The 12,580-nt window shown below is 71.8% G+C and carries 10 protein-coding genes; 5 read left to right on the top strand and 5 right to left on the bottom strand.

From position 1 onward, the window contains the following. Positions 1 to 96: 96 nt before the first annotated feature. The 3 genes from ABD161_RS07295 (at position 97) to ABD161_RS07285 (ending at position 5,008) form a co-directional block, all read left to right on the top strand. Positions 97 to 1,761, top strand: coding sequence for a zf-HC2 domain-containing protein (locus ABD161_RS07295; protein WP_344001095.1), 1,665 nt, complete (start codon positions 97 to 99; stop codon positions 1,759 to 1,761). A 368-nt stretch (positions 1,762 to 2,129) separates the two neighbouring features. Next, positions 2,130 to 4,208, top strand: coding sequence for a sigma-70 family RNA polymerase sigma factor (locus ABD161_RS07290; RefSeq protein ID WP_344001090.1), 2,079 nt, complete (start codon positions 2,130 to 2,132; stop codon positions 4,206 to 4,208). Then, positions 4,205 to 5,008: an alpha/beta fold hydrolase gene (locus ABD161_RS07285; protein ID WP_344001089.1), complete on the top strand. Its 804-nt coding sequence runs from the start codon at positions 4,205 to 4,207 to the stop codon at positions 5,006 to 5,008. Before ABD161_RS07290 ends, ABD161_RS07285 begins: the two co-directional genes overlap by 4 nt. Positions 5,009 to 5,032: 24 nt before the next feature. On the opposite strand, the gene ABD161_RS07280 is transcribed toward ABD161_RS07285, so the two are convergent. Genes ABD161_RS07280 through ABD161_RS07270 form a run of 3 tightly spaced genes read right to left on the bottom strand, consistent with a single transcriptional unit; the run spans position 5,033 to position 8,926 of the window. Next, positions 5,033 to 6,919, bottom strand: coding sequence for a helicase HerA-like domain-containing protein (locus tag ABD161_RS07280; RefSeq protein WP_344001087.1), 1,887 nt, complete (start codon positions 6,917 to 6,919; stop codon positions 5,033 to 5,035). A 10-nt stretch (positions 6,920 to 6,929) separates the two neighbouring features. Continuing rightward, a complete protein-coding gene (locus tag ABD161_RS07275; protein WP_344001085.1) occupies positions 6,930 to 7,592 on the bottom strand; it encodes a phosphatase PAP2 family protein in 663 nt (220 codons plus the stop codon). A gap of 14 nt (positions 7,593 to 7,606) precedes the next feature. Then, entirely contained in the window at positions 7,607 to 8,926 is a 1,320-nt protein-coding gene (locus ABD161_RS07270) for a multidrug effflux MFS transporter (protein ID WP_425560822.1), read from the bottom strand. Positions 8,927 to 9,063: 137 nt separating this feature from the next. On the opposite strand from ABD161_RS07270, the gene ABD161_RS07265 reads away from it, so the two are divergent. Then, positions 9,064 to 9,747 (top strand): thioredoxin-like domain-containing protein, encoded by a 684-nt coding sequence (locus ABD161_RS07265; RefSeq protein ID WP_344001083.1) that lies wholly within the window; start codon positions 9,064 to 9,066, stop codon positions 9,745 to 9,747. 1 nt (position 9,748) lies between these two features. Beyond that, the gene (locus ABD161_RS07260) at positions 9,749 to 10,411 is read left to right on the top strand and encodes a DUF305 domain-containing protein (RefSeq protein WP_344001081.1); all 663 of its coding nucleotides are present in this window, start codon (positions 9,749 to 9,751) and stop codon (positions 10,409 to 10,411) included. Between the two features lie 101 nt (positions 10,412 to 10,512). Here ABD161_RS07260 and ABD161_RS07255 read toward each other — a convergent pair whose 3' ends face one another. After that, a complete protein-coding gene (locus tag ABD161_RS07255; RefSeq protein WP_344001080.1) occupies positions 10,513 to 11,466 on the bottom strand; it encodes a carbohydrate ABC transporter permease in 954 nt (317 codons plus the stop codon). After that, positions 11,466 to 12,578: a carbohydrate ABC transporter permease gene (locus ABD161_RS07250; protein WP_344001078.1), complete on the bottom strand. Its 1,113-nt coding sequence runs from the start codon at positions 12,576 to 12,578 to the stop codon at positions 11,466 to 11,468. Before ABD161_RS07250 ends, ABD161_RS07255 begins: the two co-directional genes overlap by 1 nt. Between the last annotated feature and the right edge of the window lie 2 nt (positions 12,579 to 12,580).

Raw genomic sequence — 12,580 nt, 5'->3', positions numbered from 1 at the left:
CCTGAAACCGCGTCACGACCTCAGACTCTCAGCGCGCCGCCGAACTATTTGTCAGACACGCCCTAGGAGTCGCGGCTCGAGGAGGTCGACCGCGGCCTGACGCACCGCGCCTTCCGCAGCCTGCCCACGCGCTGGCAGGAGGTGCTCTGGTACACCGAGGTCGAGGGGCTCGGCCCCGCCGAGGCCGCTCCGCTGCTCGGGATGAAGCCGGGCGCCGTGAAGCAGCTCGCCTTCCGCGCCCGCGAGGGACTGCGCGAGGCCTGGATCCAGGCGCACATCGCCGCGCTCGGGGACGGTTCCGAGTGCCGCTGGGCCGTCGAGCACCTCGGCGCGCACGCGCGCGGCAACCTCACCCCGCGCAACCGCTCTCGCATCGAGGCGCACCTCGCCGACTGCCAGGAGTGCGCGGTGCTCGCCGGCGAGGCCGAGGAGGTCGGCAGCCGCCTGGCCCTCGCACTGCTGCCGGTGTTCATCGGCGTGACGGCCACCGCCAGCTACCTCGCCTCACTCCGCGGCGACGGCGCAGTGCTCGCTCTCGCGGCGATGCCCTCGGGCGTCGTCGAGGGCGCCGTGGCCGCCGGAGGCGGGATCACCGCGGCGGGGACCGCGCTGACGGCCGGATCCGCGACCGGAGGAGCGGCGACCGGAGGAGCCGTCGCCGCGAGCGCGGCTGCGGCCGCCGGCACGGCGAGCGCGTTCTCGCTGGGAGGCCTCGTCGGCGCGGGGATGACCTCGGTCGGCGTCGCCGGCACGCTGCTCGCGGTGACGATCGTGCCCGCGCTCACGCCGGCAGATGCAAGCGCCGCCGTGCCGGAGACGAGCGTCAGCGCCCCGGGCACTCCCGCGCCCGATCCGCTCCCCTCCCTCGAGGACGACGCCGCGGAGGCGGCCTCGAGCGGCCCCGTATCCTCCTCCGCAGCCGATCCGGCCGGGATCGATCCGTCGCCCGCGGCTGCTCCCTCGACGGGAAGCGGCGTCCCCCTGCGGCCCGTGACCGAGGACGACGCCCCGTCTCCGTCCGCCGTTCGCGAGCCGATGGCGACCCGCGGGCCGTCGCCCAGCGCGGCGCCGCGCCCCACGGCCACCGCGGCGTCGTCCCCGGAGAGCACCACGCCCGTCTCGCGTCCGACCGCCACGACGCCCGCGCCGAGTGCGACCGCGGAGGCGCCGACGCCGCGCCCGTCGATCGCCCCGCCAAAGAGCTCCGCCCCGGCGAAGAGCCCCGCCCCGGTCAAGAGCCCCGCTCCCACGACGAGCACGGCCCCCACGCCGACGCCGTCGAAGAGCACGCGTCCCGCCGAGGGCGCCACCCCGAGCATGGCGCCGTCTCCTTCGCCGTCGGCCCCCGGCGCGTCGGTGGGCGTCACGGCGCCCGGCGTCGCCGACGTGACCGCGGGCGTCGGCGGCGGTGGGGTGTCCGTCGGCGCGGACGTCGCGGGCGGAGCCGTCGAGGCAGACGTCTCGGTCGGCGGAGACGGGATTGACGTCGGCGCGGATGTCGCCGGCGGCACCGTGACGACCGACGTCGCCGTGGGCGGTGACGGAATCGGCGTCGGCGCGGATGTGGCGGGCGGCACCGTGACGACCGACGTCACGGTCGACGGAGACGGAATCGGCGTCGACGCGGGCGTGGCGGGCGATCTCGTCGGGGTCGGCGCGGAGGTCGGCGACGGCATCGATGTCGGCGTGAGCGTCGGCGGGATCGATCTCGGCGTCTCGCTCGGCGGCAAGGGCGGTCTGCTCGGCCTGAAGCTCGGCTGAGCGCGCAGGCGCAGAAACGGGGCTCGAGAGCCCTCCCCCGAGAATCTCTCGAGCCCCGTTGCGCCGGATCGGTCAGGATCCGGCGCGCCTCGCCCGCATGCCCCCGGCAATGCGAACCGATATGTGCTCTCACCTCATGAGATGCGGTGGGGCCGGTTCTATGACGCGACTTCCGAGAATTTCTTCGCGGACGCCCAGACAAGTCGTCCACAGCGCAGAATCCACCCACAAACCGGGCCTTTCAGTGGCGGCTCAGGCCCGCGAGCGACGAGAATGGAGACACCAGGCGGCGCGGGGCGAGCGGTTCCCGAGCGCCTGTCGCCCATCCGCCGTCCGCGCACCGGACACCATCCGTATCGAGCACACACATGACGACCCACGAAGCACCCGACGCCCCCGAGGCCGCGCCTGACGCCGACCTCGTGCTGCGGTCGCGTTCCGGCGACGCGGATGCCTTCGGCGAGCTCTGGCGTCGCCACTACCGCTCGGGTGTTGTGGTGGCCCGCTCCGTCTCCAGCACGATCGATCCGGATGACCTCGTGCAGGAGGCGTACGCCCGCATCTTTCAGGCGATCCGCCGCGGTCACGGACCCAGCGGCTCGTTCCGCGCGTATCTGTTCACGGCGATCCGCAACACCGCCGCCGCGTGGGGCCGCGCGGCGCGCGAGACGGCGATCGACGAGCTCGACACCCTCGAGGATCCCAAGACCACCGACGAGGCGACGATCGCCGCGCTCGACCGCAGCCTCACGCACTCCGCCTTCCGCAGCCTGCCGACGCGCTGGCAGGAGGTGCTCTGGTACACCGAGATCGAGCAGATGAAGCCGTCCCAGGTGGCACCGCTGCTCGCGATGAAGCCCGTCGCCGTGGCGCAGCTCGCCTCTCGCGCGCGCGAGGGCCTGCGCGAGGCGTGGATCCAGGCGCACCTCAACGCGGTCGAGGACGGCTCGGAGTGCCAGTGGGCGATCGAGCACCTCGGCGCCCACACCCGCGGAAACCTCGGTGTGCGCAATCAGACCCGGTTGGATGCCCACCTCGCCGACTGCGCGCGATGCACGATCGTCGCCGGCGAGGCGCACGAGGTCGGAAGCCGCCTCGCGCTCGTCCTGCTGCCCATCACGATCGGCGTCTCGGCCACCGCCGCCTACCTCGCGTCGCTGCAGCGCGGCGACGCGGCCGCTGTCGCCCTCGCCGCGATGCCGTCCTCCGTCGTCGAGGGCGCGGTCGTCGCCGTCGGCGGCGCCGCCGCCGGTGTGGCGGGCGGGGCCTCCGGCGGATCGGGCGGCCCCGGGGCGGGCGGTTCCGCTTCGGCGTGGACCGTGGGCGGCCTCGTCGCCGCTGGTGCCACGGCGCTGACCGTCGCCGGTGTCGTCGTCGCCGCCTCGCTCGGGCTGTTCCCCGGGGGCGGTTCCGCGGCCACCACACCCGCGGCCGGCGAGAACGCCGCGCCGCCCTCGACCGAGGTCGAGGCGTCGCCCGAGCTGATCGACGAGACGCCCGCGCCCGAGGATGCCTCCGCGACCCCGAAGCCCGAGGAGACCGACGCCGCGAAGCCCGGCCCCTCGCCGACTGCGTCGTCGCCCGCCGTCGCCCCGCCGTCCGCGCAGCCGACCCCGTCGCAGACCCCTGACCCCACACCGACCGACGCGCCGACCGATCGCGCGCAGCTCGCCATGACCTCTGCGGAGCGCACCGACGACGGCGCCGTCGCACTGGCCGTCACCGGCGAGCCGAACAGCGACGTGCAGGCCTTCGCCCGCTCCGATGACGCCTCGGGCGACGGCGGCTTCTCGGTCGGTGTGCCGCTGGCCGTGGCGATGGCGTCGGACGAGGTGCTCGACGAGACGACGCTCTCGGCCGACGGCACCGGAACGCTCGTGTTCGAGCTCACGCGCGCCCAGGCGCAGGCCGACGTGACGATCGAGGTCGTCTACGCGGGCGAGGACGAGGGAATCGCCGCCCACCGCCTGAGCGAACTCGGCGACATCCGCACGCTTCTGCTCGATGAGCCGGAGCCCGACGCACCGACTCCCACCCCCACGCCGACCGAGAGCCCCATCGCGACCCTCACGCCGGAGCCGACGGACACGCCGTCGCCCACCCCGATGCCCACGGAGACGCCGACCGCGACGCCGACCCCGGAGCCGACCCCGGTGGAGACGACGCCGCCGCCGACCGCGCAGCCCGAGGTATGGGCATCGTGCGGTGACGGATTCTTCGGCGGCTTGACGTGCGTGATCGGCACCGACGACCGTCGGGTGTGGGGAAGCGTGTACCTGCAGCAGCCGAACGGCGATCCCGAGCGTCGCTCGGGGATCGCGCCCGGTGTGCCGATCGAGATCACTCTCGACGGCAACACCGCGCGCTCCTCGGTGCTGTACATCCAGCTCAACGACGGCACGATCATCCACCTGGGCGCGCTCAGCGACCTCATGAACGACCAGTGAGCGTCGGCGTTCCTCCGCTCTGGAGGCGCGCCGATGCCACCGCGGACGACGGCGCGACCCTCGCGTACTGGATCGCCGGCGAGGGCGACCCGGTCATCCTGATCGCCGGTCAGGCAGTCGAGCACGCCTCATGGCGCATCGCGGCAGAGCTTCTGCTGCACTCCGGCGAGACGGCATCACGGCAGGTCATCGTGTTCGATCACCGCGGCACGGGCGACAGCGGCAGAGGTTCCGCCGATCGCTACGAGACCCGCCTGTTCGCCAGGGATCTCGTCGCGATCCTCGATCACGCGGGGATCGAGCGCGCGGACGTCGTCGGCCATTCGATGGGCGGCGGCGTGGCGCAGTGGCTCGCGATCGATGCGCCGGAGCGCGTGCGGCGCCTGGTGCTCGTGTCGACGTCGGCGGGCGACGCGCACGGCGCGCCCCGCACCGCCGCCGCGGAGGAGGCGCTGCGCTCCGGTGATCGCGCGCGCATCGCGCGCGTGTTCTTCACGAAGCACGCCGCGTGGTTCATGCACCTCCTCGCGATCAGCGGCGACCCGAACATCCGAGGCCGCCACTTCCGCGCCAGCCGGCGCCATGACGCGCTCGCCGACCTGCACTCCATCGCCGCGCCGACGCTCATCCTGCACGGCGGCGCCGACGAACTCGCCCCCGTCGATCACGCGCGCCTGCTCCACGACCGGATCGCGGACGCCGAGCTCGTCGTCGTGCCCGACGCGCGGCACGGCATCCTGCTCGAGGGCGGGCCGGGGGCGCGCATCGTCGGGCGCTTCCTCGACGGCGAGCCCGTCTAGCGCACGCCCCTCCAGGGCCTCGCGCTAGCGGCGGCGCCCCGTGCCGAACAGGCCGCGGATCACGCCGTTGAGCAGCGTCTGGGTCGTCCGCGAGCCGAGCACCTTCTCGAGCGTCGACTTCTCGGCGCGCGACGAGGTGCGGGTCCGGCCGGTGCCGGAGGTCTTCTTCAGCAGGCGCTCGTATTCCTGCTGGGCCTTCTTCTCGGCCGCGGCATTCGCCTTCTCGATCTCGGCACGCTGGCGGGTGAGCTCCGCCTCGGTCTCGGCCCGGCGCTCCTCCTCCTCGGCCGCGTTCACCTTCGCGGTGAGGATCTCGTACGCCGACTCGCGGTCGACGCGGTCGCCGTACTTCGGCAGCAGCGGGGAGGCGGCGATCGCCGCGTCCATCTGCGCCTCCGGCGTGGGCTCCATGAGTCCCTGGGGCGCCCGCACGCGTGTCCAGGCGACGGGCGTCGGCGCGCCCTTCTCGCTCATCACCGTGACGATCGCCTCGCCCGTGCCGAGCTCCTGCAGCACCCGCTCGAGGTCGTACCCCGACTTCGGGTAGGTGCCCACCGTGGCGCGCAGGGCCTTGGCGTCGTCCGGGGTGAACGCCCGCAGCTGGTGCTGCACGCGCGAGCCTAGCTGCGCCAGCACATCCTCGTGCACGTCCTTCGGCGTCTGCGTCACGAAGAAGACGCCCACGCCCTTCGAGCGGATGAGCCGCACGGTCTGCGTGATCGCGGCGAGGAAGTCCTTCGACGCGTTGTTGAACAGCAGGTGCGCCTCGTCGAAGAAGAACACGAGCTTCGGCTTCTCGGGGTCGCCGACCTCGGGCAGGATCTCGAACAGCTCGGCGAGCAGGTACATCAGGAACGTCGAGAACAGCTCGGGCCGGCTGGCGACCCCGGGCACCTCGAGGAGCGACACGATGCCGCGCCCATCCGGGGCCATCCGCAGGAAGTCGGCGACGTCGAACTCGGGCTCCCCGAAGAACACGTCGGCGCCGCCCTCGGCGAACGTGATCAGCTCGCGCAGGATGACCCCGGCGGTGGCGCTGGACAGTCCGCCGAGCTCCTTGAGCTCGGGCTTGCCCTCGTCGCTGGTCAGATAGGTCAGCACCGAGCGCAGATCCTCGAGATCGACGAGCGGCAGGCCGTTCTTGTCGGCGTAGTGGAACACGAGCCCGAGGCTCGACTCCTGGGTGTCGTTGAGCCCCAGGACCTTCGAGAGCAGCAACGGGCCGAAGCCCGTGACCGTCGCCCGCACCGGCACTCCCTTGCCGATGCCGCCGAGCGCGAAGTACTCGACGGCGGATGCGGCCGGCGCCCAGTCCTGGCCGATGCCCTTTGTGCGCGCAAGCAGCTTCTCGCTGGGCTCGCCGGGCGTGGCCATTCCCGAGAGGTCGCCCTTGATGTCGGCGGCGAACACGGGCACGCCCTTTGCCGCGAGCTGCTCGGCGAGACCCTGCAGCGTGCGGGTCTTGCCCGTGCCGGTCGCGCCGGCCACGAGGCCGTGCCGGTTCAGCATGCCGAGCGGGATCCGGATCTGCGCCTGCGGCAGCGGGTCTCCGTTCACGAGCGCGCCGATGTCGAGTGTCTCGGCGTCGAACGTGTAGCCCGCGACGATCGCCGTCACGGCGTCGTCGTCGAGCGGCCCGGTCGCGGCGGTCGCGGCCGGAATCTCCTGAGCCTCGGCCTCCGGGGCCGGTGCCTCGGGCGCCTCCTGCTCGACGCCGGGCTCGGGATCGGCGGGCGCCGCCTCGGCGTCCGCCTCACCTGCAGCGCCCTGCGCGGCCGCAGCCTGCGCGGCCGCCAGCCTCGCCTTCGCCTCCGCCGCCTTGAGGGCCGCCTCGGCGGCCTCGGCTTCCGCCTGCAGTCGGGCGAGTTCGGCCTCGGCGGCCACGACAGCGGGATCCTTCTCGGCGCTCATGGCAGTCAGCCTAGCGACGCGCCGCTCCCCCGCGACCGCCGCGTCCGGCGCGACGTTCGACGGTCAGCCCGCGCGCGAATGCGACCGCGATCAGGAGGGCGACCGCCGCCCCGATCAGCGCACCGCCGATCGTGTCCGTCAGCCAGTGCGCCGACACGTACGTGCGCGAGAACGCCATGAGTGAGACCCAGCACGCGGCGAGCGCGCCCAGCCACCGGCGGGGAAGGATGATCCAGAGCGCGAGCGCGAGCGTCGCGGCATTCGCGACGTGTCCGGACGGGAAGGATCCGACATCCACCGTGACAAGGATGTCCTCCGGGCGCGCCCGGCCGAGGACGTGCTTGAGGATCTGCACGACCCCGGCGCTCGCGAGCGACGCGACAACGAAGTAGCCCGCGCCCCACGGCCGCCGGGCCGCGAGCAGGACCGCGACCACGGCGAGGGGCAGCCACAGCGTCGCGATGCGGCCTCCCCCGGCCGCGTCCATGAACAGCGAGGCCCAGAGCGCGACACCGTCGGGGGTGTCGGCGAGCACGCCGTCCCACCACAGGTCGACGACCGTCGGGTCCGCCCCGGGGAGCAGCAGGCCGGCGCCGAGTGCGATGCCCGCGGCGAGCAGCCCGACGCCCCACCACAGCCATGTCCGGCTGATCCGATCCCGACGCGCGCTCATCCGGTCCCTCCCTGTCAGGGGTTGAGCATCTCCACCGTGCGCGGCCGCACGACGAGCCAGAGCATCGCCACCGCGACCAGCGCGCAGCCGATCATCACCACGGCCATCGACGTGCCCGTGATGCCCTCGGGGCCGGCGACCGCGCCCACGATCGGCGACACGAGGCCCGCGATGCCGGCGTTGCTGGCACCGAGCAGCGAGGCCGCCGTCCCGGCCGCCTTGCCGTGGCGGTCGAGGGCGAGCACCTGCGCGCACGGGAACGTGAACCCGCAGGCGCTCATGAAGAACCACAGCGGGATGGCCGTGCCCCAGAGGCCCAGCCCCAGCTGGTCGAAGACGACGATGAGCGTCGCCGCGATCACGAGCACCGCGGTGGAGCCGGCGAGCACCCACTGGGGCCCGAAGCGGGCGGCGAGGCGCGAGGCGACCTGGTTGCCGATGACGAGGCCGATCGAGTTCGCCGCGAACAGCAGCCCGTACTGGATCTCATCGAAGCCGTAGCTCTCCTGGAACAGGAACGGCGAGGCCGACAGGTACGAGAAGAGGCCGGCGAAGGTCATCCCGCCGATGATCAACACGCCGACGTAGACCCGGTCGGAGAGCACCGACCGGTAGCGCTGCCACACGGTGCTCGCGCCGCGCTCCTGCCGCCGCGCGCGGGGAAGCGTCTCGGGGATGCCGAACACCGCCGCGGCGAGCATGACCGCGCCGTACCCGGCGAGCACCCAGAAGATTCCCTCCCACGGCATCACGCCGAGCAGGGCGGATCCGATCAGCGGCGCGACCACCGGGGCGACGCCCGTCACGAGCGCGAGACGCGCGAGCATCACCACGAGCCGGCGCCCGCCGAACAGGTCGCGCACGATCGCCATCGCGGCGACCGCACCGGCGGCGGCGCCGAACCCCATCGCGACGCGGGCGACGCCGAGCAGCGCGAGGTTCGGCGCCACCGCGGCCGTGATGCTCGCGACCACGTGCAAGGCCGTCGCCACGAGCAGCGGACCGCGCCGCCCCACCGTGTCGCTGAGCGGCCCGACAAGCAGCTGGCCGAAGGCGAAGCCGATCATCGTGCCCGTCAGCGTCAGCTGGATCGCCGCCTCGTCGGTGGCGAAGTCGCGCTGAAGCAGCGGGAACGCCGGCAGGTACAGGTCGACCGTGAAGGGGCCGAGCGCGGTGAGCGCGCCGAGCAGCAGCACGTACAGCAGCCGCCGCCGCGAGGAGATCGCATCGCCCGGGTGCAGCACGATCGGCGCGGTCGCCGGGTTCGGCCCGAGCGTGCGGATCGCGCCCGTGGCCGGCGGGATCGGGATGCTTCCCGTGAACGGGAGGGTGATCGAGTCTGTGCGCGGGGGCAGGGCGTCAGGCACGGGGCCCTTTCATCGTCGGGGAGAAGGATCGATCCTACGCCCACATAGCGTTCTCCGAGCCTCCGTCAGCACTTTCGCTCCATGTGTCCGAATAGGATTGTCGCGTGTCCCCGCAGAAGCAGTCCGGCAACCCCGCGCGCCAGGCGCAGATCGAGCAGACCGTCAAGCAGCAGCGCGAGGCGAAGCGTCAGGAGAAGCTCGCCGAGTACCAGCGCCAGCTGAAGAAGCGCCAGCGCGGCAAGCTGCTCTGGTGGGTCGTCGGCATCGTCGCGGTCCTTGCGGTCGTGGCCGTCATCGTCGCCTCCATCGTGTTCGCGCCCCGGTCCTACACCGCCGGCAGCGAGGGCGCGACCATCGAGGGCGTCGAGACGTTCGATCTCGAGTCCGACCACGTCGAGGGCGTCGTCGAGTACGAGCAGAACCCTCCCGCGGGCGGGCCCCACAACATCGCGTGGCTCAGCTGCGGCGTCTACGACCAGCCGCAGGCGAACGAGAACGCCGTCCACTCGCTCGAGCACGGCGCGGTGTGGATCACGTACGACGCCGACGAGATCCAGGGCGCCGACCTCGAGGCGCTCCGCGAGCTCGCCCCCCGCACCTACTCGATCGTCTCGCCCTACGAGGGCCTCGACACCCCGATCACGGTCAGCGCGTGGGAGCACCAGCTCAAGGTCGACTCCGTCGACGACCCGCGCATCGCCCAGTTCATCGAGGAGTACTGGCAGGGCGGCACCGCCCCCGAGCTCGGCGCCTCGTGCACGGGCATCGAGGGCCCCGGCAAGCTCTGACGTGTCCGGCTCCGACGAGACCGTCACCCGCCCGCGCCGCTGGCCGCTGATCGCGCTCGCGATCGTCCTGGTCGCCGGCCTGGCGTTCGCGATCGGCCGGTTCTCGACGTTCGGCGCGGCCCAGGGCGGCCCCAACGCCGCCGACATCGGCTTCGCGCGCGACATGCAGGTCCATCACGCGCAGGCGGTGGAGATGGCGCTGATCGTGTACCGCGACACCGAGGACGAGGAGGTGCGCCTCCTCTCCTACGACATCGCCACGGCGCAGTCGCAGCAGTCCGGCCAGATGTTCGGCTGGATCGAGGACTGGGGCGTGCCGCAGCACGGCTCGGATCCGCTCATGCAATGGATGTCCGAGGACGGCGGGCACGGCCACGGCGGCTCGTCGGCCCAGCCCGCGAGCGAGGACGAGCTGCGCGCGGCGATGGGAATGGCCGACGAGGACGAGCTCTCCGCGCTGCGCGAGGCGACCGGCACCGCGCAGGACTGCCTCTTCGCGTCCCTGATGATCCGCCACCACGAGGGCGCGATCGAGATGGTGGATGCGATCCAGCGGCTCGGCAGCGATCCCCGCGTCGCGCGCGTGGCGGGCGGCATGGCCGAGTCGCAGGAGCGCGAGATCCAGGCGCTCCGATCGGTGCAGGAGCGCCTCGGCTGCAGCTAGCCGGACTCGGGCGGTCGCTTCGGCTCGCAAGCTCGCTCAGCAACCGGCGGGGGACCACCGGCTGCTGAGCGAGGAACGAGTCGAAGCGACCGCCTGCGGCCTCAGCCCTTCGCCGACCCGGCGAGCAGGCCGCGGACGAAGTAGCGCTGCAGGAACAGGAACACCAGCAGCGGCACGATGATCGCGATGAACGCGCCGGCCGTCAGCAGGTGCCAGTCCTCACCGCGCGATCCCGTCATCTGCGCGAGGAGCTTCGTGATCGGCGCGACGTTTCCGTCGGCGAAGATCAGCGCCACGAGCAGGTCGTTCCACACCCACAGGAACTGGAAGATCGCGAACGACGCGATCGCCGGCATGCTGAGCGGCAGCACGATCCGGAAGAAGATCTGCCCGTGGCCCGCCCCGTCGACGCGCGCGGCCTCGATGACCTCGTGCGGGATCTGCGAGATGAAGTTGTGCAGCAGGAAGATCGCCAGCGGAAGGCCGAAGATCGTGTGTGCGATCCAGACCTGCGCATACCCCGCCTGCCCGAAGGCCTGGATGACCGGGAAGCCGAACAGCTCGCCCCGCGAGAACAGCTGCAGGAGCGGGATGAACGCCATCTGGATCGGCACGATCTGCAGCGCGAACACCAGCACGAACAGCAGGTTCCGCCCGCGGAACTCGATCCACGCGAAGCCGTATGCGGCGAGCGTGGCGATGATCAGCGGGATGATCGCTGCCGGAAGCGTGATCGCGAACGAGTTCACGAACGCGCCGAGCATCGTCAGCCCGCCCGTGCTCGAGTTGAGCGCCTCGCTGTAGTTGTCGGTCGTCCAGCCCCAGTTCTGCAGGGCCGTCCACCATCCGTTGCGCTCGATCTGCTGACGCGGCCGGAATGACGACACCAGCACACCGAAGGTCGGCACTGTCCAGATCGCCGCGATGATGATCGCCGCGATGGTCGCGACGGGCGACGTGAGCCGCCGCTTGGCGTCGCCGAGCACCGGCTTCCTGCCGTTCTTCGCCGTCGTGACGGCCTGGGTCGTCGCCACGACCTCCTCTGTGGCGGCCATCACCGCACCTCCCTCTGCGCCCGGAGCTGTCTCGCGTTGTAGATGACGAGCGGCAGCACGAGGATGAACAGGATGACGGCGTACGCCGCCGACCGTCCGGGTTCGAAGCTGCGGAACTGCTGGTACATCTCGTTCGCGAGCACCGAGGTGTTGTTGGCGCCGGCGGTCATCGTGCGCACGATGTCGAAGATCTTCATCGACGCGATGGCGATGGTCGTCAGCACCACGATCAGCGAGGGCCGGATGCCCGGCACGACGACGTTCATGAACCGCTCGAAGCCGTTCGCGCCGTCGAGCTCGGCGGCCTCGAGCTGCTCGGTCGGCACGCCCTTGATGGCGGCGGAGAGCACCACCATCGCGAACCCGGTGTAGATCCAGACGAACACGATGATCAGGAACAGCGTGTTCCACGGCTGCACCTGCAGGAACGGCACGGGGCTGCCGCCGAGCCACACGATCAGCTGGTTCACGAAGCCGATCTGCTCGGCGTCCGCCGGACGCGCCGTGTACATGAAGCGCCAGATGATCGACGCGCCCACGAACGAGATCGCCATCGGCAGGAACACGAGGATCTTGTAGACCCTCTCCCCCCGCGTCTTGTCGATGAAGTACGCGTACACGAGACCGATCACGGTCGAGAGCACGGGCGCGATCAGGACCCAGACGATCGTGTTCACGACGGTCCGGATCCCCTGCGGCTGCGTGAAGATCCACAGGAAGTTGTCGAAGCCGACGAACGCAGTGCCGCGCGAGTTCATCATCGACTGCGCGAAGGTCTGGATCACCGGGAACACGAGCCCGACAAGCAGCAGGATCAGCGCCGGAGCGAGGAACCCGAACAGCTGGAAGAGCGTTCCCGCCCCGTCGCGGGAGCGCAGGTCGAGCCAGAAGAACAGCGCGCCGAGCACCCCCGCCGCGATGATCGCCCATGTGTACGACTGAAGCGCCCACATGATGCCGAGCGGGATGAGCACGCACGCGGCGAGCCGGATGAGGGTGTACATCCGGCCCGCGCGCGGCGCGATCTCGATGAAGAAGAGCAGGATGCCGACCGCAGCGACGAACACCCCGATGATGATCGGGATCTCAAGCCACGGCGACAGTGTGCTCAACC

It is taken from the genome of Microbacterium paludicola (assembly GCF_039529675.1).
In the GTDB taxonomy this organism is placed as follows: Bacteria; Actinomycetota; Actinomycetes; order Actinomycetales; family Microbacteriaceae; genus Microbacterium; species Microbacterium paludicola.
The sequence above is the reverse complement of the archived record's forward strand: the minus strand, read 5'-3'. Positions and strand labels throughout refer to the sequence as shown.

Coding starts and splice junctions, on each gene's coding strand:
- ABD161_RS07255 (WP_344001080.1), bottom strand. CDS start 11,466: ATGGCCGCCACAGAGGAGGTCGTGGCGACGACCCAGGCCGTCACGACG.
- ABD161_RS07275 (WP_344001085.1), bottom strand. CDS start 7,592: ATGAGCGCGCGTCGGGATCGGATCAGCCGGACATGGCTGTGGTGGGGC.
- ABD161_RS07290 (WP_344001090.1), top strand. CDS start 2,130: ATGACGACCCACGAAGCACCCGACGCCCCCGAGGCCGCGCCTGACGCC.
- ABD161_RS07280 (WP_344001087.1), bottom strand. CDS start 6,919: ATGAGCGCCGAGAAGGATCCCGCTGTCGTGGCCGCCGAGGCCGAACTC.